The following is a 17,449-nucleotide window of genomic DNA, read 5'->3' as shown; positions in this document are numbered from 1 at the left end:
GAGCAAGCTACTCGGGACCTCCCCGGTCGAGGCAAGACCTCAAGAGCCCCTGATGGCCGCCTGTACCGCTGCGTTCGCGACGCTCAAGGGGACGCGTTCCTGCTCGATTCGCCGATGACCCTGCAGTGCCGGGTCCAGCAAGCGCTGATACACCGCCCGCTCGGCGGCAGTCAGGTGTGGCAAGGGCTTGGGGATCCCAGGCTGCAGTGGCTTTCCGTTGCGGTCGGTGTTGGTGCCGAAGGGTTCGTAGGCGTCGTAGGTGGCCTGATCCATGAGGATGCTGATGGCCGCGACTCCGTCGTCGCGCCAGCCGTTGAGGATCTCGAAGCCGTAGGCGTCGATATCGCCCCAATACAACAGGTGGCGTGAGCCGGTGAGCCAGCTGAAGGCTGCTGCGGCTTTGCCGCCGAACCCGTCCCCCTCCACGGCGATGCCGCCAGGTAGCGGCGGGAAGTGGATCGCGGTGTCCTTGTTCTCGGAGACGATCACGATGTCCGGCTGGTACGCCGGTGTGAACGCGTCGCCGACGGTGGCGCTGTCGTGGCGGCGGCCGCCGGTCGCACGGTGGCCGGGGTCGAGGTAGGTGAAGTGGATCCGTGACGGGTGGGCCGGCAGCAGGCCGAGGTCTTCCCGGCCTGCGAGGTTCAGGATCAGTGGCTGGTGGGTGTTGAGCCATTTGGCGTGGACGCCGGGGATGGGGACCTGCCGTGGGGTGTATCCGGAGGCGTCGTTGCGGGTGAACCAGGTGGCGACTTTCAGCAGCAGGGCGAAGTCGGTGTCGGTGTGGCCGTCCGTGGCGCGGATGATGCGTTGTGGTTCGGGCGCGGCGGGCAAGACGTCGGCGAGCAACGCTGCTCGGCGTCGGCCGCGTTCGAGCCGTTCGGCCCAGTCGCCGCCGACCACGGCGGCGGCATCGTCGGCGGTGAGGATCTCCAGGTGGCTGGGCACGTCCTGGACGGTGGTGAAGACCTGCCGCGAGGCGGTGTGCAGCCGGACGGGGTGTCGCGCGACCCAGTCGCGCCAGGTGCGGATCAGCGGGTGAATGGTCTGCTGCCATCCGCTTTCCAGTGCGTCCTTCTTGTCGGGCACGCTCAGCGGGAACTTGTGCGGCCACGCCTGGCCGGCTCCGACGGCCTGGTTGTGCCAGGTGTTCTCCAGCCTTCGCCGGGCGTCGGCGACAACCTGATCCGGAGTCTTCACGCCGGCCCCTCGTCGTCAGAGTTCTGCCGGGCGGGAATCTGCGGCACCGGTTCGATCGCGTTGACTGACGAGTAGCCCTTGGGGCTCTTGACCATCAGCAGAACGCGGTCGGCGTGGGGCTCCAGCGAGGTGAACTTGTCGAACGGCGCTCCGATGATCAGCTGGAATCCCAGGCCCTTCCACGCATCGACCGAACGGCCGGTGAACTCGCTGTCAGCTTTGACGAACCCTTCGTCGAGGAACACCGGGGCGTAGCGGGGGCGGACGTTCTCGTCGTCGCCGAGTTGGAAGCGCAGCGCGGCCCCGACAATGAACGCGACCAGTTCCTGGGCCTCGCCCCCGGATTTTCCGCCGATCCTGTCGAAGGTGGCACGCTCGCGGCCTTCGGCATCGTAGGCGACGGCGGTGACGTTGATGTGCTTGCGGACGTCCAGGAAGTAGTCGCGAGTGTTCTTCCCCCGCCCCTCGGGGCGGATCTGCTTCATGAACTCCTGAAGCCGGGCGAAGGCGGCTTGGACGTGGCGGTCGGTCATGCCGTCGACGTTCAGGCGCGCCAGAGCATTGAGTTCGCGTTTGAACGTGGTGATGTCGTCGCGGTTCAGGACGCGCAACTCGATCTTCAGACGGTCTCGGCGAGCGCCAAAGGGCAGCCCGGCCAGGATGTTGTTGATGGGTGTGAGCCGGTCGATGATCTCGTCGATGGCATTGCCGAACGCTCCGGCGAGAGGAACGAGGTCTTGGCCGGACCAATCGGTCAGGCGCCTGGTCCACTCCTCGCGACGCTTGTGAAGTCCGGTGGTCAGGATCCCGTCGAGGATCTTGCGGTAGGAGGGGTAGTCGTCGACGGAGTCGGACAGGTTCGGGTCATTCCAGGTCTGCTGGTAGTGGCGGAAAATCGTCTCCAGGGACTGAGTGGCCCGCTGTGCCTTGGCTCGGGCTTCCTCGGCGGATGTGGCCAAGCGCTTTTCGAGACGTTTGACGCCGATGGTGAAGCCGTTGAGATCGTCGGCGGTGGCCACCTCGGCGAACTCCGTGTTCAGGTAGGACTTCTGCTCGTTGGTGAGGGTGACTGCCTGTCGGGCGTTGATCCGGTCGATGGCGCCACTGACGGCGTCTTTTCGTTCGACCAGCTCACTCCACGCATCGTCGAGCTCTGCCATTCGGGTGTCGGCCCTGTAGTAGGCCTTGTCCGCCTCCCCTAGTTCTTGCTCGACGCCTTCCAGGTCGGTCCGGAGTTTGCGCAGCGTGTCGTCGGCTTTGAGGATGTCCTCACGCAGCTGCTGCTTGGACCGGATGTCGTTGTCGATGCCGTCGGGGTCAATGTCCCTGAAGCGGGCGACAGCCAGGACGTGGCGATGGGCCATGCGATCCTCGGCCAGTGCGTCGATCTTCCGGTCGGCATCGGCCAGTTTTTGATCATGGCGGGTCAGGATCTTCTCGATCTTCTCGAGGTCTTCGGCGATCTCGGCGAGGCGTTCGGTGTTGGTGAATCCGATGACGTCAGGGGCACCTCGTTCGCCGTGGGCGCCGGAGGTGCCTGATCGGGTCTGGCCGCTTGCGGTGACGCGAAGGCCGGGCCCGCGCAGCCCCTCCGGGCTCTCCACGCACAAGGCGTCGGTGTTGTCGGCGGTGAGGCGGTTCTGGACCCACGCGGTGAACGGGGAATCTTTGTACTCGAGTTTCCCCGAGATCCGGTCGGGCTGTCGGGTGCGTGGCCGTGCCGTGGCAGTCAGGTCGACGCCTTCGAAGCTGATGCGCCCTCGCAGCCGCAGCGGATCGATGATCTTCGAGACATGGTCCAGCTGATTCGCGTCGACGAGCATGACCCTGGCCAGTCCGAACAAGGTGGTCTCGATGGCTTTGCGCCAACCCCGATGATCGGCCTTGATGTCAATGAGCTCACCGACGAACGGCAGCAGCTCAGCTTCGATGTCGGCTTCTTCCGCGATCTGCATGCGGATCGCGTGGAGCTTGGGGTCCATACGGCCGGCGCGGCCGGACAGGGACCGTTGTTCCTCGAGCAGTTCACCTTTGAGCCCCAGCGGCTCGCGGGCCTCGTCTCTGATCGCGTCTCGCTCGTCGCGAGCGACCTTCGCGGCGTCATCGCAGCCTTCCAGAAAGGCTCTGGCAGCGGTCTGCGCATCGGCGAAATCGGATTCCTCGGACAGCTCCAGGTGTAGACGCCGCGTGTTGGCGTCGAAGGTCTCCCGTCGGGATTGGGCAGCCGCGCGATCCTGTCCGAGTTGCTCGACGGCCCGCTCCAGGCCGATGATCGTGGCGTTGGCTTCGTTGCCGCCCAGGTCGGCTTCCAGATGGGTCTTGCGGCCGGTGAGCTCGATGCGCCGGTTCTGCGCGACGGCTTTGTCGGTCCTGGCTTCGCCATGCTGGATGCGGTTCGTGGTCTCGGCCGTCTCCAGCAGCTGCTCCTCGTACGTCAGCTTCCACAGCCCGAACGGGGAATCACCGGACATGAGGTGGATACCGAAGCCGTCAATGAGCCGGGCTTGGGCCAACTCGGCCTCACGGGTGTCGTTCAGCTCCGGGATCGGCTCCAGGGCTCTGGCCTTGGCCTCCTCGGTGGCCATCGCTGTATGGGCGTCCTCCAGGTCGCCGAAGTGCTCCAGCGCCGCATCCGCTGCGGCATAGGTGCCGGGCAACTCCAGCACCATGGCGGTGTACAGGTCGTTGACGGAGGTGACCTGGTGGCCCGCCTGGATACGGGCCAGCAGCCGCAGCGCCCGGGCGCCGTCGCCGCCGACGCCGATGCCCAGGCGAGTGAAGAATGCCTGCGAGAAAGCGCTGTAGCTGTCGTGCATGGTCAGGTTCGGGAGCGCGGCGGTCACCGAACGCCGATCGAACTTGTCGGCAGCGAACCGTTCCAGGGCGCGCAGGTCGATGGCGCCGTCGATCGTGCACATCTTGCGGACCAGGTCGCTGTCGCGCACTGCCGAGCGCGGAACGTAGTACAGCCGCGCAACGGTGTAGCGCCGCTGCCTGTCATCGATGAAGGTCAGCGCGATCGCGCCCCAGGTGGCGCTGTTCTGTCCCCGCAGCACCTGGTCGGCGAGTTCCCCGGTGGCGCTGTCGCGCCCGATGTCCTGCTTGCCGCGCAGGTAGGACAGCAGGCTGCGCTGGTCCGCGCTGCGGGCCCGGCCGACGGTCGCATCGTTGGAGGCCCCGTTGAACGGCACCGAGGAGTCCATCATCACGGCGATGTAGGCGTCCAGGAGCGTGGACTTGCCCGTGCCGGACGCCCCCGACAGCAGCGTCGAGGTGGGCGAGAACGACACGCTGGCGTGGCCGGAGAATCCGCCCCAGTTGACCAGCTGAAGAGTCTCCACCTTCCACTGCGTGATGCCAGGGTCGGCCCCGGGGATGTAGAACATCGAATCCTGATGCACGGTCACCCCAGCGTCTCCATCTCCACCACATCGTCCGCCTCGTCCACGTCTTGCAGCTCATCGTCGATGTCGGTGCCGAGGTCCTCGGCGGTCGAGCCCTGGCCGCCGTTCTTGGCGATCAGCCACTCGTGCAGTTCGGCCAGCCGGGCAAGTGGCAGCAGGACGGCGATGACCGAGGAGATCCGTAACCGGTCGACGTCATTGGTCCGGGTCAGGACCCGGCTGGCGACCATGTTGTCGACAGCCTTATCCGCGCGCCCCTTGTCCCGCGACCGGTCGGTGGCATGTGGTGGCCGAAAGGTGGCGATGTAGTCGAGCAATTCCTGCCGCTCGACTGTGACGTCATCGTGGCCGGCCTGCTGCTCGGCGCGGTACCGGTGCCGCAGATACACCAGCAGGATCGTCTCCTCGCGGGTGTAGGCGGTGTTCTTCAGCAGGGTGGGGAAGTCGGCGCCATCGGAGATGACTTTCCGCTTGTAGGCGACCTCGTGCTGCAGGTCCACGTGCAAGTCGAGGAACATGTCGTTGAGCCGTGACTTGAGCAGCCGGCTGTGTTCGCGGATGACGCGCCACTCGGCGGGGTTGCCTGCGGCTGAGACGAACTTGTTCCGCATCAGGCACACCAGCGCGCGCCGTTGCTCAAGCGACAGGCCGCCTTCGTCGCCGGAGAACAGGGCGAGGGTGGACCGGTCGGCGTCGCTGTCGTCGGCGAGATCCTCGTCGGTCGCCACGAATTGCTCGTCGTATTCGCTCGGCGCTTCCTCGATGCTGTCGCCGGGCTTCGACGGATGGGGCTCAAGCATCGGTGCTTCCTTCATCAGCTGCGGCGGTAAGCCGTTCGGCGTGGTGGGAGGACAGCAAGGCGGTAGCGGCCAGGAAATTGCGGCGGTGCCCGTCAGGCCGGATGGCGCGGAACTCCTCGGTGGTCCCGTCGGTGATGGAGGAGTCGTCGAGGCTGGAGAGTATGTGCAGAAGTCCCAGGATCTCCACCGGTCGGCGGAGATCGGCCGGCAGTGCGTTGAACACCTGTGCTGTGGTTGCCACGCTGGACTCCGTCAGCGCGTCGATGAGGGCGGCTCGCAGTTGCTCCAGCGACGGGCCGCCCGCGGCCCTCAACTCCTCCACGCTCGGCGGGGCCGGAATGTCGTCGTCGATCTGCCGCAGCGGAGGTGGTGGGGCCGCTGCGGCCGGGTCGTACATCTTCTCCCGCAAATGGCCGATTTTCGCCACCGGCGGCAGCAGGTCAACGTTCACCATGGATCGGGGCCCTGCGGTCTCCATCCAGGTCATCAACTCCCGCTGGATACCGCGAAGGACACGCTCCAGCTCACGCTCGGCGAGCGGGTCGTTGTTGACGATGTGCTCCTTGAGGGTCTTGGACAGCCGGTGCCGCTGGTCCAGAACGTCCCTGGTGCCCTGGCGGATCACGGTGACCGTGCCGCGCAACTCGGTCACGTCCCGCTCGTCCAGCGCCTCGGCGGCCGGGTGGCCGAGCAGGACCTGGATGTTCTCGCGCAGTTCGTTCATCAGCTCTGCGTCTCGCAGCAGCTCGAATGCGCCGTCGAAAGCTCGCCCCTCGGGAGTGGTCCGCAGTAGGCGGTCCTGGCTCTCCAGATACTCGTCCAGAACCTCGCCGACCAACCGCTCTTCGTCACGCAGGTCCCTCAGGATCTGGCGGTGCATATCCAGCATGGATTCCTCGACGCGCTTGAAATCCGACGGTAGCTGGCCGATCAAGTCCATGAGGTTGGCGTATCCGTCGAGCATTCGATCCTCGGATGCGGCGGCCACGGCGCCGCCGCCGGCGATGCGGTCGCGCTCGACCTCCAACTCGCGGATCTGCGCGTTCAGGCGATCGACACGATCCTGAGGATCTGCCGAGGCCTCGGTCGCCCAGCGCCGGACCGTGTCCAGGATCATCGTCAGGCGGGACTCGGAGACCAGTGCCCGATCTCGTGACAAGTTCTGGATCAGGTCGAGAGCTTCCAGTGACGACGATGTCAGCGAGTACACCAGGCTGCCGTCCGGTGCGTTGTCGCGGAACAGCCATTGGTTCTTGACCCACGCGTTGCACAACGCCCGGCCGCTCTCCGAGGCCGGCACCTCGATGCCTTCACCGAGCATCTCGCCGAGGTATGTGTCGACCTGCGCATGGAGGGCGTCCACCTGGATCGAACGCTGGTCTCGGGAGAACGCGCTGCGCAGCACAGCCACCCGGAACGGGCCCCATTTACCATCAAGCAGTCTCAGAGTAGGGCGAGCTAGGGCATCGCCGGCACGTGTCAGCTCGCCGACAACTCCACTCATCCGCCCACCTGCCCTAGTTGTCGCACGGATTCCCGTCAGAGGGTAAGCCGCGCTCAAGACCGCATATCGATATGTCGCATTCGCTGCGATTTGCGGTCAGCGAACGACGAACTGTGGGAGCTGCGCCATCGTTGATACTCGATTCGGCTGGAATCGTAAGGCACGCCTATAGCTGCGGCCAATGGAGTGAAGACTCCAGGCCGACGGCGTGTTGTTTAGTACCGCGTTGACTCTCTTGCGCGCACGGGTTCTGTCCCGCAACGCGGTGCTGGGCGAGCTTGCTCAGCACCACCTGGTCGGCGGCCCCTTGACCGCACCCTCGTGATGTCAGGTCCTCCCGAACACCCTCTTGCCCGACCGCTTGAACAGGGTGTCATCGACCACCACGATGATCGCCGAGCCCGCCGGCGGCAACGGGTCACGACCAGATCCCACAACACCAGCCCGAGGGCGTCGGCTGTGGGTGCAGTGATGGGGCGAGCCGGACTGGTTGTCGGTGGTGGAGTCGCGGTTGCGGCCGACCATGCACCGGGCCTGCCGGGATCACGTGCGGCTACATCTGATCCCGTACCTGGGCAGGGTCAAGCCGGCGGAGTTGTCGCGGCAGGATGTGACGCGCATGTTCGCGGCGCTGGGACGGCGGCGGAATCGGTACGGCCAGTACTTGAGGACCTGATCGCGGGCAACCTGGGGCGGGGCGTGCGGCTGCCAGTGCCGGTGCGCTCGCATCCCGTGGTGTGGACCGCTCGTCGGGAGGTGGCCTGGCAGCGCGGGGGAGAGCGTCCGCCGGTGGCGGTGCGGACGGTCGAGCAGTTGGCCGCCCTTCTGCGCGTCGCGCAGGAGGATTCGCTGTTCGTGCTGTGGTGGCTGGTGGCCTTGCGCGGGCTGTGGCGCGGCGAGGTGGCCGGGCTGCGCTGAGGTATGCGGGCATCGTGCTGACCGCCGACACCTATCTCTCGGTGCTGCCGCAGCTGTACCACGACAGCGCAAGGGCGATCGCGCGGCTGGTGCTGAGACGGTTCGGGCGACCAACCGGGAGATCGGCAAGGCCCGTGACTCACGATCAGATGACTGCGATGCTGATCACGCTGTTCTGAGGACGGTCCGTGCATAATCCGGATTGAAGGATGCGCCGTTCGCCTGCGGAGAATCGGGATTTGAACCCTGGACGGGGTTGCCGCCGAACCGTATTAGTCAGGTCGGACCCTGACAGTTCCGGTGGCGACGAGCCGGTATGGCGTGTACAGGAGGTAAGGCGGGGCGAGATCGTGCGGATAGGCCTCGGCCCACTGCTGAGCCACCTGTATGGCCTGATAGAAAGACCCGATGCTCACGGCGAACCGGGGCGCCGACGCCCCAGTGCGCAGTAGACCTCCACCGCGTCATCTGCTGTTGGTTGCACGATCACTCGCCATCCGCCCGGCAGGCACACAGGAACCGCCGTTACGGCGTAGAAAGCAAACAGCGCAAAGATCGCCTTCGGCCGCATGTGGGAAGAGGGTGGGGCACAATCCCGCCCCATGATCAGTTGCGATGCCTTGGGTGGGGTGGAGCTCAAGCGCAACAGACTCCTGACATCCTGCTTGCGAAGACGCATGCCGATCTTGATCCACCCGTGGGAACGCAGCTCACGGCCCTGATCGTGTTCTCCGTGCCCCTCCGCTGTTCCCCTCCACTGGGCATGCGACGGGCACGGCTACATAGGGTGAACCTTTCATCCGCGCTTAATGATCGTGAAGACTGGCCTTCCCGTGCCCTGAACGATCGAGGTTGGGGTTAAAGAACACTCTCCGTTCGGATAGAGGACCTTTCATCCTCTGATGGCAAGCTCATGTCGATGCGTACTTGTCACACGCACAGGAGGGGCTGATTGAAGCCGACGAGAAAGCCTACGGAGGACGTTTTAGGGGAGCTAGTACAGCCGTCGAACGTAGCAGTTCACTCGGATTCTATGCTGCTCGGCAGCGTAGAGAAGGCGGCAGCGAAGGACGACAAGAAGCGAAAAAAGAGAGGTGACCAGCCACTTCGCCGAAAAAGCGGCTTGAAGCCCCTCCGTAATTTGGAGGTCGGCGGGTCGCTGGGATTGACCCCGTGGAATGTGCTGCACGATCTCTCTCAGGCTCTCTCATTGTCCCGTCAAGGCGCTGGCCGCGGCCTAGCGGAACACTGGGGAAGCCTCAAGTACAGCCAGGCGCTGGATCCGGTCCCCAACGCGTACCTGGGGTTGTCCGACGAAGGTAAGGGCATAGCACGGTACTACAAGCAACTTCAGTCGCGAGAGCTAGGGCAGGGTTTCGCCATAGCACTAGCCAGACACGTTCTCAGACAGCGTTACCCTGACCGCTTTGTATCGATCGTCAGCGCAGACATCGTCCTACGTGCGGGATGGCAAAAGAGCTCGTCCGGTTACCAGTATCAGCCCGACTTCTTCGCAGAAGTCTGGAAGCCGGGTGAGCAGTCATGGGTCTTTTTGATAGCGGCCAAGGGAAATCACGGTCGCGGACCCAACTCTTCCTACGGGCAACTCGCAGCATGCTCGGCCCACGTGGAAGCCATGCACATCGGAACGTGGGGCCAGACACCCTGCCTCATCTTCAGTACAGAGTTGCCGATGGAGGGCCCAGTCACAATCCACTGCCTTCATGCGCCTGGAAATGGCGACTGGATGGAGGCTTTCCCTAAGTATCCACTGCGGAACCTGGACAGCGCGGCCGAGAACGCGAACATCATGCCGGGAATCCAACCCCCCTCTGAGGGTAATGAAGTTCCGCCCCCCGAGCCTGGATTTCATGTCCAGCCCGAGCACTACGCATGGTTTCACCATGTTTTGGCGCGGACAGCGACCGCCGGAGTAGCAGCCTTCGCCGGCGATGGCGATACCACTGCTCAGTATTTGACCGCACGCCAGGGAAATCAGCGCTACACCACTGGCTTCGCGCACCCGGCGGCAGGCAGCGTCCAGGACGCGGCTCACGAACTGCTCGATATCCCATTCATCGGCACGGACCACGTCTTCCGTCTCAACGACAAGCGCGTAGAGGCGTTTTCTGGAGTCGCGGAGAATCTTTTCACCCTCCTCGCTCCGAAGGATAACGGGAAACCGGCACCGGGAAGAGTTGAGCAGTACCGCAGTTACGTATACGACGGGCGCGGGACCTGGCCGGAGCAGATGTGGGATCGAAAATGGGGAGGTCCCGTTTCGATACACGAGGACGGCACCGTCTTAGCTGTGCGTGTACTACGTATCTAACCTAGGCAGTTCGGTGATCAACGTGCTCGCCACACCGACCGAGACGTTCGGCGAGGTTTGATTCGGCTGCAGCATACTCGAAGGGCGACAGTTTTGGCGTTTATGCCTCGCTGGACCACCTGACGCGCCTACACCCGCCTGCATTGATTTCTACTCTCCAGCTGCGCCTCGACGTTTCAAGCCTGAGGAAGCAAACGCCACTGCGGCGGCCCCGGCCATGAAACCGAAGATTATTGCAGATAGGGCAAAAATAGAATAGGGTGACCAGCTGGAAAGATCGCCAGGTCGAACATTTCCCCTGGCTTGCAGTAGCGTATAGATGACACAGAAAAAGGGCAGGCAAGCACGCATGCGGCACTCAATGTATTAAATGTCGTAGACGCCTTTCCCTTCCGATGGGAGTAGTCGGACCATAAATCACTGAGGCCTCCCAGGGCAAATGTAAGGCCGAGGAGACATGTCGACCCATTACTCAGCCATGCCGGAAATGCCCATGTATTGGTCTTATCAGAGTGTTGGAACATGCAATCAGTCGCAACAACCTCACAGGCGCTTCAACAGCGTATCGAGGCGGGAACCTACCTGCCCGGCTCCATGCTCCCCAGCGAACATCAGCTCATCCAGGAGTTCGGCGTCTCCCGGCCCACCGTCGTGGCGGCGCTTCGGGTGCTGCGCGAGCAGGGCTGGATCGAGTCTCAGCAGGGCAAGGGCCGCTTCGTGCGCAGCCGTCCTGCGATGGCGACGCTGGAGTCCAACCGCACAGGTCAGGCGTACCTGACCAGTCCGGAGACGAACGCCCCCGGCGAGCTGGTCGAGGCCGGCGCGGTGGCACTGCCCAACCGGGTGGTGGCGTTGCTGGATGCGCAGCCCAAGAGCAAGGCGTTCCTGCGCCGGCGGCTGGTCATCCGTGATGGCGAGCCGAGTGAGCTGGTCTCGCTGTGGCTGCCTCTGGAACTGTCCGAGGGCACCGACCTGACCAGCGGTGAGCCGTTGCCGCAGGGCATCCGGCAACATCTCCAGTCACGCAAGGGGGTGCGCTTCGATCACATCGTGGAGCAGATCACCGCCCGCATGCCCACGACCCAGGAGGTCAAGCAGCTCGGCATACCGAAGAACGTGCCGCTGCCGGCGGTCTTCGGTGCTGTTCGCGATGCCTCTGGCCGGCCGCTGGTGGTGGTGGAGGTGCCGCTTCCGGCCGATCGCCACGAGTTGGAGGACGCCTACCCGATCGGGTGACCGGCGCTTCCGGCTACTTGTGCAGCGCCAGCCGGGCCCAGAAAACAGCCACCGCGATGAGGGCCAGGGTGAAGACGATGGTGGCGTTGCGCCGCTTGGAGGCGAGGGCGAGGAGGAGCCCCAGCATGGGCGCGCCGAATCCGACGATCAGCATGGCGTATCCGCAGATCTGGGAGAGCTGTTTGTTGGTTGCCTGCCCTCCGGCGAGGGCGAAGCCGTAGCTGAACCACAGCGCTCCCAGGAGCGGTGTGCCCAGGATCCATAAGAGGAACAGCAGCCATGGCCAGGCGGCGTCCTTGGGCTGCGGATCCGGTTTCATGATCTGGATTGTCCTGCTGAGGCGTCGGATCAGCCAGCAGCTTTCAGTACCAGCAGGGACACAACCTGACGTCGATCTTGGAAGCCCTGTCGCAGTGATCGCGCGGAATGCAACGGACCCCGAACCCATCCGGCGTCTTTTGCAATGCGCGACCTGGGGAAACGCCTCAAGATCCATTCCGCGACGGGTGGCACACGGCTGCTCTCCGCTGCTACCGGCTGCCTGTCCGCGTAACCCGCGATCCCGCGAAACCCCTGCTCAAGCCAGGTGTGCGGTGGTGAGAAGAGTAGGGCGGGTGGGACTTGAACCCACGACCCACGGATTATGAGTCCGATGCTCTGACCGGCTGAGCTACCGCCCCTGGATTCAGTTGTCCGCCGCCCCCGAACCCCGGGGCGCAGGCTAAGGGTAGAGCATAGGCCCTCGCGCCGAGGGAGGGTTCGCTGCGAGCACATCATTCCACGCTCCCACGGGTTGATCGAGTGGGTCACGGGTTTCCGGGGTGGGCCGGTAGCGTCTGGGGATGGGCGTGAGACTGGTCTACGAGACGCACTCCGTCACCGTGGACAACGAGATCGGCATCGCCACCGGCATCCTGCCCGGCGAGCTGTCGCAGCGGGGGCGGGAGCTGGCCGTCGAGCTCGGGGTCCGGCGGCGGGACGTGGACGTGGTCTACTGCTCCGATCTGCGGCGGGCGGTGCAGACCGTGGAGATCGCCTTCCCGGTCCGCGACAGGGACGGCAAGGAGGTCCGGGTCGACGCGCGGTTGCGGGAGTGCGACTACGGGATCCACAACGGGCGGCCCGTGAGCGAGGTGGCGGCCCTGCGGCGCCGGTACATCGACGTGCCCTGGCCCGGCGGGCAGAGCTACCGGGACGTGGTGGCCGCGACCGCCTCCTTCCTGGAGGACTGCATGAAGGAATGGCAGGGGCGCACCGTGCTCGTCGTCGCTCACTCCGCCAACCGGTGGGCGCTGCAGAACCTGCTGGAGGGCGTGCCGCTGGAGGAGCTGGTGGACGCGCCGTTCGTGTGGCGGCCCGGGTGGGAGTTCACGGTGGCCACCTGGCCCGTGTGAGCCGCTGGGAGCGCGTGGTCACGGGGCGGTGCCGAAGGAGGGGTTGCGGACGAGCCAGTCGCTGTACGCGGGGTTCCGGCGTACCGAGTCCATATGGGCCTGTTTGGCGTGGGACAGGACCCAGGTGGCGTCCGGCGCGGCGGGGTGGCGGCCGAGGAGCTGGCGCCAGCGTAACGGCGCCCCCGCCAGCGGCACCATCACCAGCCCCGGCTCCGGCACGTGCGTGGCCTGGCAGAGCGCCACCGCGCGCCCCACCTGGGCGAGGTGCGCGCAGGTGGCCACGTCGGTCTCGTAGATCGTGCCGGGCGTGAACCCGGCGCGGGCGCACGCCATCGCGAAGCAGTCGGCGAAGCAGGCGTCGCCCGGCGTGACGGCCCACTGCTCCTCCGCCAGGTCCGCCAGCTCCACCTCCTTCTCGCCGGCCGCCGGGTGCCGCTCGGGGACGAGCACGAAGATCGGGTCGAGGCTGATCGAGTCCCACAGCAGCGCGCCGGCGGGGGCGCCGCTGTCGCCGCAGGCGCCGACGAGCGCGTAGTCCAGGCGTCCCAGCTCCACCATCGAGGCCAGCTCGCGGGCCGACCAGCTCGTGTACGTGCTGACCGTGTGCTCCGCCGCCAGCCGGTGGACGAGGCCGCCGAGCACGGGCCCGTACGTGGCGCCGATGCGGAACCCGGGGGAGGGGCGGGTGACGAAGCGGGCCGCCTCGTCCTGGAGTTCCTGGGCGGCCGGGAGGAGGACGCGGGCACGGGCGAGCACCAGCTCGCCGAGGCGGGTGGGCCGGGCCCCGAGCCTGTCGCGTTCGAACAGGGTGCCGCCGAGCGCTCTCTCGATGCGTTTGAGTTGGGCGGACAGGGCCGGCTGCGCCAGACCCAGCGTGGACGCGGCCTTGCTCACGCTTCCCGCGTCGGCGACCGCCCGGACGATCCTGAGGTGCCGGAGCTCAAGGTCCATACCGGGAAGGTAAGGCTCACTTCTGTTCCCGGCAATCCCATGTGTCAGGAAATGTGACAGATATTGTCGAGGTCATTCAGGGTAGGGGGCACCGCATGACGACCATGGGAATAGACCCCAGAGACCTGAGTGACGACGATCTGCTGCGTGAGCTGCGGCAACTGCACGCCACCCGGACCGACGCCTTCTTGCACGGCTCCGACGACGCGCTCGCCCGCCACACCTCGCGGACGAACGAGCTGGAGAGTGAGTACCTGCGCCGCTACCCCGAGCGGGACGTGGACCCCGAGCGGCTGCGGGAGGGAGCGAGGGCGCGCTGATGACCCACCACGAGCATGAGGACGCGCAGGCTCACGACGTGCCGGCTCACGACGTGCCGGCTCACGACGTGCCGGCTCACGACGTGCCGGCTCACGACGTGCCGGCTCACGACGTGCCGGCTCACGACGTGCAGGCGCTGTCGGATGTGGACGTGCACGTCTACGAGGCCGTCGCCGCGGAGGCGCAGGGTGGAGGCGGCGCGGACGTCGGCGCCCTGTGCCGGGCCACGGGCCTGGAGGAGGACGGGCTGCGGCGCAGCCTGGCGACCCTCGTCGCCCACGGGTACGTGGTGCCCCAGGGCGACCGGGTGGGGCTCGGCCCGCACACCTTCTCCGTGGAAACGGACTGATGCGCTGAGCGACACCTCGGGGCGTACTGTCGAAGCGTGGATGTCGCCGACCTGACGCCCGCGCAGGCGCGCGAGCGGTTCCGCGCGGGCGAGCGGTCGCCCACCGCGGGCTGGTGCAGGGGCTGGACGCAGGCCAACCTGATCGCCGTGCCCCGGCCGATGGCCTACGAGCTGCTGCTGTTCGCCCATCGCAACGCGCGGGCGTGCCCCGTCCTCGACGTGGGAGAGCCGGGGGCGTACTCCACCGCGCTGTTCCGCGGTGACCTGCGCACCGACCTGCCGGGCTACCGCGTCTACCGGGACGGGCGGCCGGTCGCCGACGTCGACGACGTGCCGTCGTGGTGGCGGGACGACCTGGTGCCGTTCCTCATCGGCTGCAGCTTCACCTTCGAGAGCGCGCTGCTCGCGGCGGGCGTGCCGGTACGGCACCTCGAGCTGGGGACGAACGTGCCGATGTACCGCACGAGCGTCGAGTGCGAGCCGACGGCGACGTTGTCCGGGCCGCTCGTCGTGTCGATGCGGCCGGTGCCGGAGGAGCTGGTGGACACCGCGATCGAGGTCAGCGGCCGGTACCCGATGGTGCACGGCGCGCCGGTCCACGTGGGCGACCCGGCGGCGATCGGCGTCGCGGACCTCGCCCGTCCGGACTTCGGTGATCCGGTCGAGGTGCGGCCGGGCGAGGTGCCGCTGTTCTGGGCGTGCGGGGTGACGCCGCAGGCGGCGATCATGGCCAGCGGGGTGGAGTTCGCGATCGGCCACCTGCCGGGCCACATGGCGATCATGGACGCGCGCGACGACGACTACCGGGTGACCTGAGCGACCGGGCCAGGTACGCGCCCGTGGCGGTGGCGGCCCGGCTCAGCTCGGGCGGCGTGCCCTCGAACACGACCTCGCCCCCGTGCCGGCCGGCCTCCGGCCCCAGATCGATCACCCAGTCGGCGTGCTTGACCACCTCCAGGTCGTGCTCGACCACGACGACCGTGTTCCCGGCGTCGACCAGCCGGTCGAGCAGCGCGAGCAGCGTGCCGACGTCCGCCATGTGCAGGCCGGTGGTCGGCTCGTCGAAGACGTACACGTTGCCCTCCTCCCGCAGCCGGTGCGCCAGCTTGAGCCGCTGCCGCTCCCCGCCCGACAGGGTGGTGAGCGCGCGGCCCAGCGTCAGGTGGCCCAGCCCCAGCTCCGCCAGCCGGGCCGGTCCCGGCAGGTCGTAGACGCCGGCCGCCTCGTCGGCCGTCAGCGCCAGCACCTCGGCGATGGTCCGCCCGCCGACCCGGTACGACAGCGCCTCCGGCCGGAAGCGGGTGCCCTCGCACGCGTCGCACACGCGGGTGACCGGGTCCATGAACGCCAGGTCCGTGGTGATCTCGCCGCGTCCCCCGCAGGCCGGGCAGGCGCCCTCCGAGTTGGCGCTGAACAACGCCGCCCGCACGCCGTGGGCGCGGGCGAACATCCGCCGCAGCGGGTCCATCGCCCCCAGGTACGTCGCCACGGTCGAGCGCACCGACGCGGCGATGGCCGACTGGTCGACGAGGATCACGCCGGGGTGGCGGTCGGCCAGCTCGACCGTGGCCAGCGTGCTCTTGCCCGACCCCGCCACGCCGGTGACCGCCGTGAGCACGCCCAGGGGCAGGCGGACCGTCACGTCCCTGAGGTTGTGCGTGCGGGCGCCGCCGACGGTCAGCCAGCCGGCCGGCTCGCGGCGGGCGTCCTTGAACCCGGTCACCCGCTCCAGCATGCGGCCGGTCAGCGTGCCGCTCGCGCGCAGCCCGGCGACCGTTCCCTCGTACACCACCCGGCCGCCGTCGGCGCCGGCGCCCGGCCCCAGGTCCACGACGTGGTCGGCGAGCCCGATCAGGTCGCGGTCGTGCTCGACGACCAGCACGGTGTTGCCCTTGTCGCGCAGCTCCAGCAGCAGGTCGCCGAGCAGGTGCACGTCGCGCGGGTGCAGCCCGGCGCTGGGCTCGTCGAACACGTACGTCATGCCGGTCAGGCTGCTGCCGAGGTGGCGCACGGTCTTCAGGCGCTGCGCCTCGCCGCCCGACAGCGTCGGGGTCTCGCGGTCGAGCGTCAGGTAGCCGAGGCCGATCGCCTCGATGCGGCGCAGCGCCTCGACCGCCTCGCCGGCGACCGGGTCGTCCAGCTCGTCCAGCACGCCGATCAGGTCGGCGACCTCCAGGGCGCACAGGTCGGCGAGGTTGCGCCCGCCGATGCGCGAGGCGAGCGCCGCCGCGTTGAGCCGCGCGCCCCGGCACGCGGGGCAGCGTGCCTCGCGGACCACCCGGCGCGCCGTCTCGTCGAGGGCGTCGACGGCGCGGTTGAGGTGCAGGCGGTTGAAGCGGGTGACGACGCCCTCGTAGGTGTTCTCGTAGCCGCCGCCGCGCTCGACCTTGAAGCCGCCGCCGTACAGCAGCAGGTCGAGCTCGTCGCCGGTGAAGTCGCGCAGCGGCTTCGCGGGGTCGAACAGGCCGCTCGCCGCGTAGAGCTTCCAGGCGTACGAGCCGACGGGGTGGATGCGGATGGCGCCCTCCTCCAGCGACAGCTCGCGGTCCAGCAGCAGGTCGAGGTCCACCTCCATCGTCCGGCCGATGCCGTGGCAGCCGGGGCACATGCCCTGCGGGTCGTTGAAGGAATAGGCCGTGGCGGGGCCCGCCGACGGCTCGCCCCGGCGCGAGAACAGCACCCGCAGCATGGGGTGGATCTCGGTCATCGTGCCGACCGTGGAGCGCGCGTTGCCGCCGACCGGCTTCTGGTCCACCACGACGGCGGCCGTCAGTCCGGCCAGCCGCTCGGCGCGCGGGCGTTCGTAGGAGGGCAGCCGGTTGCGGACGAACGCGCTGAAGGTGGCGTTGAGCTGGCGCCGCGACTCGGCCGCGATCGTCTCGAACACGACCGACGACTTGCCCGACCCCGACACCCCGGTGAACACCGTGAGCCGCTCCTTGGGCAGCCGCAGCGAGACGTCCTTGAGGTTGTTCTGGCGCAGTCCGACCAGCACCATGTCGCGCGACATGCGAGCCTCCTTAGCTTTTGCTAATGCCAT

General features: G+C 67.1%; 15 protein-coding genes and 1 tRNA gene. 8 read left to right on the top strand and 8 right to left on the bottom strand.

Annotated features, from left to right (window positions below; all coding sequences use genetic code 11):
• Nucleotides 1-39: 39 nt before the first annotated feature.
• The 4 genes from HTZ77_RS48110 to HTZ77_RS09110 are packed head-to-tail and all read right to left on the bottom strand — an operon-like array spanning nucleotide 40 to nucleotide 6,908.
• Nucleotides 40-1,200 (bottom strand): Wadjet anti-phage system protein JetD domain-containing protein, encoded by a 1,161-nt coding sequence (locus tag HTZ77_RS48110; RefSeq protein WP_175589027.1) that lies wholly within the window; start codon nucleotides 1,198-1,200, stop codon nucleotides 40-42.
• Nucleotides 1,197-4,607, bottom strand: a complete 3,411-nt coding sequence (locus HTZ77_RS09120) for an ATP-binding protein (protein WP_175589026.1) — start codon at nucleotides 4,605-4,607, stop codon at nucleotides 1,197-1,199. Before HTZ77_RS09120 ends, HTZ77_RS48110 begins: the two co-directional genes overlap by 4 nt.
• The gene (locus HTZ77_RS09115) at nucleotides 4,604-5,404 is read right to left on the bottom strand and encodes a DUF4194 domain-containing protein (RefSeq protein ID WP_175589025.1); all 801 of its coding nucleotides are present in this window, start codon (nucleotides 5,402-5,404) and stop codon (nucleotides 4,604-4,606) included. The genes HTZ77_RS09120 and HTZ77_RS09115 overlap by 4 nt, the downstream gene beginning before the upstream one ends.
• Complete coding sequence (locus HTZ77_RS09110; RefSeq protein WP_175589024.1) at nucleotides 5,397-6,908, bottom strand: DUF3375 family protein; 1,512 nt, start codon at nucleotides 6,906-6,908, stop codon at nucleotides 5,397-5,399. Before HTZ77_RS09110 ends, HTZ77_RS09115 begins: the two co-directional genes overlap by 8 nt.
• 699 nt (nucleotides 6,909-7,607) lie before the next feature.
• Here HTZ77_RS09110 and HTZ77_RS09105 point away from each other — a divergent pair.
• From HTZ77_RS09105 to HTZ77_RS09090, 4 genes are all read left to right on the top strand, one after another.
• Complete coding sequence (locus HTZ77_RS09105; protein ID WP_175589023.1) at nucleotides 7,608-7,826, top strand: hypothetical protein; 219 nt, start codon at nucleotides 7,608-7,610, stop codon at nucleotides 7,824-7,826.
• A 14-nt stretch (nucleotides 7,827-7,840) separates the two neighbouring features.
• Complete coding sequence (locus tag HTZ77_RS09100; RefSeq protein WP_175589022.1) at nucleotides 7,841-8,005, top strand: hypothetical protein; 165 nt, start codon at nucleotides 7,841-7,843, stop codon at nucleotides 8,003-8,005.
• Nucleotides 8,006-8,859: 854 nt separating this feature from the next.
• Nucleotides 8,860-10,158: a hypothetical protein gene (locus HTZ77_RS09095; RefSeq protein WP_205302321.1), complete on the top strand. Its 1,299-nt coding sequence runs from the start codon at nucleotides 8,860-8,862 to the stop codon at nucleotides 10,156-10,158.
• 522 nt (nucleotides 10,159-10,680) lie between these two features.
• Entirely contained in the window at nucleotides 10,681-11,394 is a 714-nt protein-coding gene (locus HTZ77_RS09090) for a GntR family transcriptional regulator (protein ID WP_175589020.1), read from the top strand.
• A gap of 13 nt (nucleotides 11,395-11,407) precedes the next feature.
• Here HTZ77_RS09090 and HTZ77_RS09085 read toward each other — a convergent pair whose 3' ends face one another.
• Together HTZ77_RS09085 and HTZ77_RS09080 are read right to left on the bottom strand one after the other, a co-directional pair.
• Nucleotides 11,408-11,713: a hypothetical protein gene (locus HTZ77_RS09085; RefSeq protein ID WP_175589019.1), complete on the bottom strand. Its 306-nt coding sequence runs from the start codon at nucleotides 11,711-11,713 to the stop codon at nucleotides 11,408-11,410.
• 287 nt (nucleotides 11,714-12,000) lie between these two features.
• Nucleotides 12,001-12,074 (bottom strand) — tRNA-Ile (locus tag HTZ77_RS09080).
• Between the two features lie 162 nt (nucleotides 12,075-12,236).
• Here HTZ77_RS09080 and HTZ77_RS09075 point away from each other — a divergent pair.
• Complete coding sequence (locus HTZ77_RS09075; RefSeq protein ID WP_175589018.1) at nucleotides 12,237-12,788, top strand: histidine phosphatase family protein; 552 nt, start codon at nucleotides 12,237-12,239, stop codon at nucleotides 12,786-12,788.
• A gap of 18 nt (nucleotides 12,789-12,806) precedes the next feature.
• Here the strand turns inward: HTZ77_RS09075 and HTZ77_RS09070 are convergent, their stop codons facing one another.
• Nucleotides 12,807-13,739, bottom strand: a complete 933-nt coding sequence (locus tag HTZ77_RS09070) for a LysR family transcriptional regulator (protein WP_175589017.1) — start codon at nucleotides 13,737-13,739, stop codon at nucleotides 12,807-12,809.
• A 95-nt stretch (nucleotides 13,740-13,834) separates the two neighbouring features.
• Here HTZ77_RS09070 and HTZ77_RS09065 point away from each other — a divergent pair, with 95 nt between their 5' ends.
• From HTZ77_RS09065 to HTZ77_RS09055, 3 genes are read left to right on the top strand one after another with little or no spacing between them, the layout of a single operon-like run.
• Nucleotides 13,835-14,059 (top strand): DUF6158 family protein, encoded by a 225-nt coding sequence (locus tag HTZ77_RS09065; RefSeq protein WP_175589016.1) that lies wholly within the window; start codon nucleotides 13,835-13,837, stop codon nucleotides 14,057-14,059.
• A complete protein-coding gene (locus HTZ77_RS09060; protein ID WP_175589015.1) occupies nucleotides 14,059-14,409 on the top strand; it encodes a hypothetical protein in 351 nt (116 codons plus the stop codon). The genes HTZ77_RS09065 and HTZ77_RS09060 overlap by 1 nt, the downstream gene beginning before the upstream one ends.
• Before the next feature lie 36 nt (nucleotides 14,410-14,445).
• On the top strand, nucleotides 14,446-15,225 hold the full coding sequence (locus HTZ77_RS09055; RefSeq protein ID WP_328808496.1) for a putative hydro-lyase: 780 nt from the start codon (nucleotides 14,446-14,448) through the stop codon (nucleotides 15,223-15,225).
• Here the strand turns inward: HTZ77_RS09055 and HTZ77_RS09050 are convergent.
• Nucleotides 15,188-17,419: an ATP-binding cassette domain-containing protein gene (locus HTZ77_RS09050; protein ID WP_175589014.1), complete on the bottom strand. Its 2,232-nt coding sequence runs from the start codon at nucleotides 17,417-17,419 to the stop codon at nucleotides 15,188-15,190. The genes HTZ77_RS09055 and HTZ77_RS09050 overlap by 38 nt on opposite strands.
• Between the last annotated feature and the right edge of the window lie 30 nt (nucleotides 17,420-17,449).

The sequence above is a fragment of the Nonomuraea montanisoli genome (assembly GCF_013363975.1).
Taxonomy (GTDB): Bacteria; Actinomycetota; Actinomycetes; order Streptosporangiales; family Streptosporangiaceae; genus Nonomuraea; species Nonomuraea montanisoli.
This window is presented reverse-complemented; position numbering and strand designations above follow the sequence as displayed.

What these genes read in the sequence shown, in the direction of transcription:
- HTZ77_RS09050 (WP_175589014.1), bottom strand. Translation starts at nt 17,419, where the DNA reads ATGTCGCGCGACATGGTGCTGGTCGGACTGCGCCAGAACAACCTCAAG.
- HTZ77_RS09095 (WP_205302321.1), top strand. Translation starts at nt 8,860, where the DNA reads ATGCTGCTCGGCAGCGTAGAGAAGGCGGCAGCGAAGGACGACAAGAAG.
- HTZ77_RS09070 (WP_175589017.1), bottom strand. Translation starts at nt 13,739, where the DNA reads ATGGACCTTGAGCTCCGGCACCTCAGGATCGTCCGGGCGGTCGCCGAC.
- HTZ77_RS09110 (WP_175589024.1), bottom strand. Translation starts at nt 6,908, where the DNA reads ATGAGTGGAGTTGTCGGCGAGCTGACACGTGCCGGCGATGCCCTAGCT.
- HTZ77_RS09065 (WP_175589016.1), top strand. Translation starts at nt 13,835, where the DNA reads ATGACGACCATGGGAATAGACCCCAGAGACCTGAGTGACGACGATCTG.
- HTZ77_RS09075 (WP_175589018.1), top strand. Translation starts at nt 12,237, where the DNA reads ATGGGCGTGAGACTGGTCTACGAGACGCACTCCGTCACCGTGGACAAC.
- HTZ77_RS09060 (WP_175589015.1), top strand. Translation starts at nt 14,059, where the DNA reads ATGACCCACCACGAGCATGAGGACGCGCAGGCTCACGACGTGCCGGCT.
- HTZ77_RS09115 (WP_175589025.1), bottom strand. Translation starts at nt 5,404, where the DNA reads ATGCTTGAGCCCCATCCGTCGAAGCCCGGCGACAGCATCGAGGAAGCG.
- HTZ77_RS09090 (WP_175589020.1), top strand. Translation starts at nt 10,681, where the DNA reads ATGCAATCAGTCGCAACAACCTCACAGGCGCTTCAACAGCGTATCGAG.
- HTZ77_RS09085 (WP_175589019.1), bottom strand. Translation starts at nt 11,713, where the DNA reads ATGAAACCGGATCCGCAGCCCAAGGACGCCGCCTGGCCATGGCTGCTG.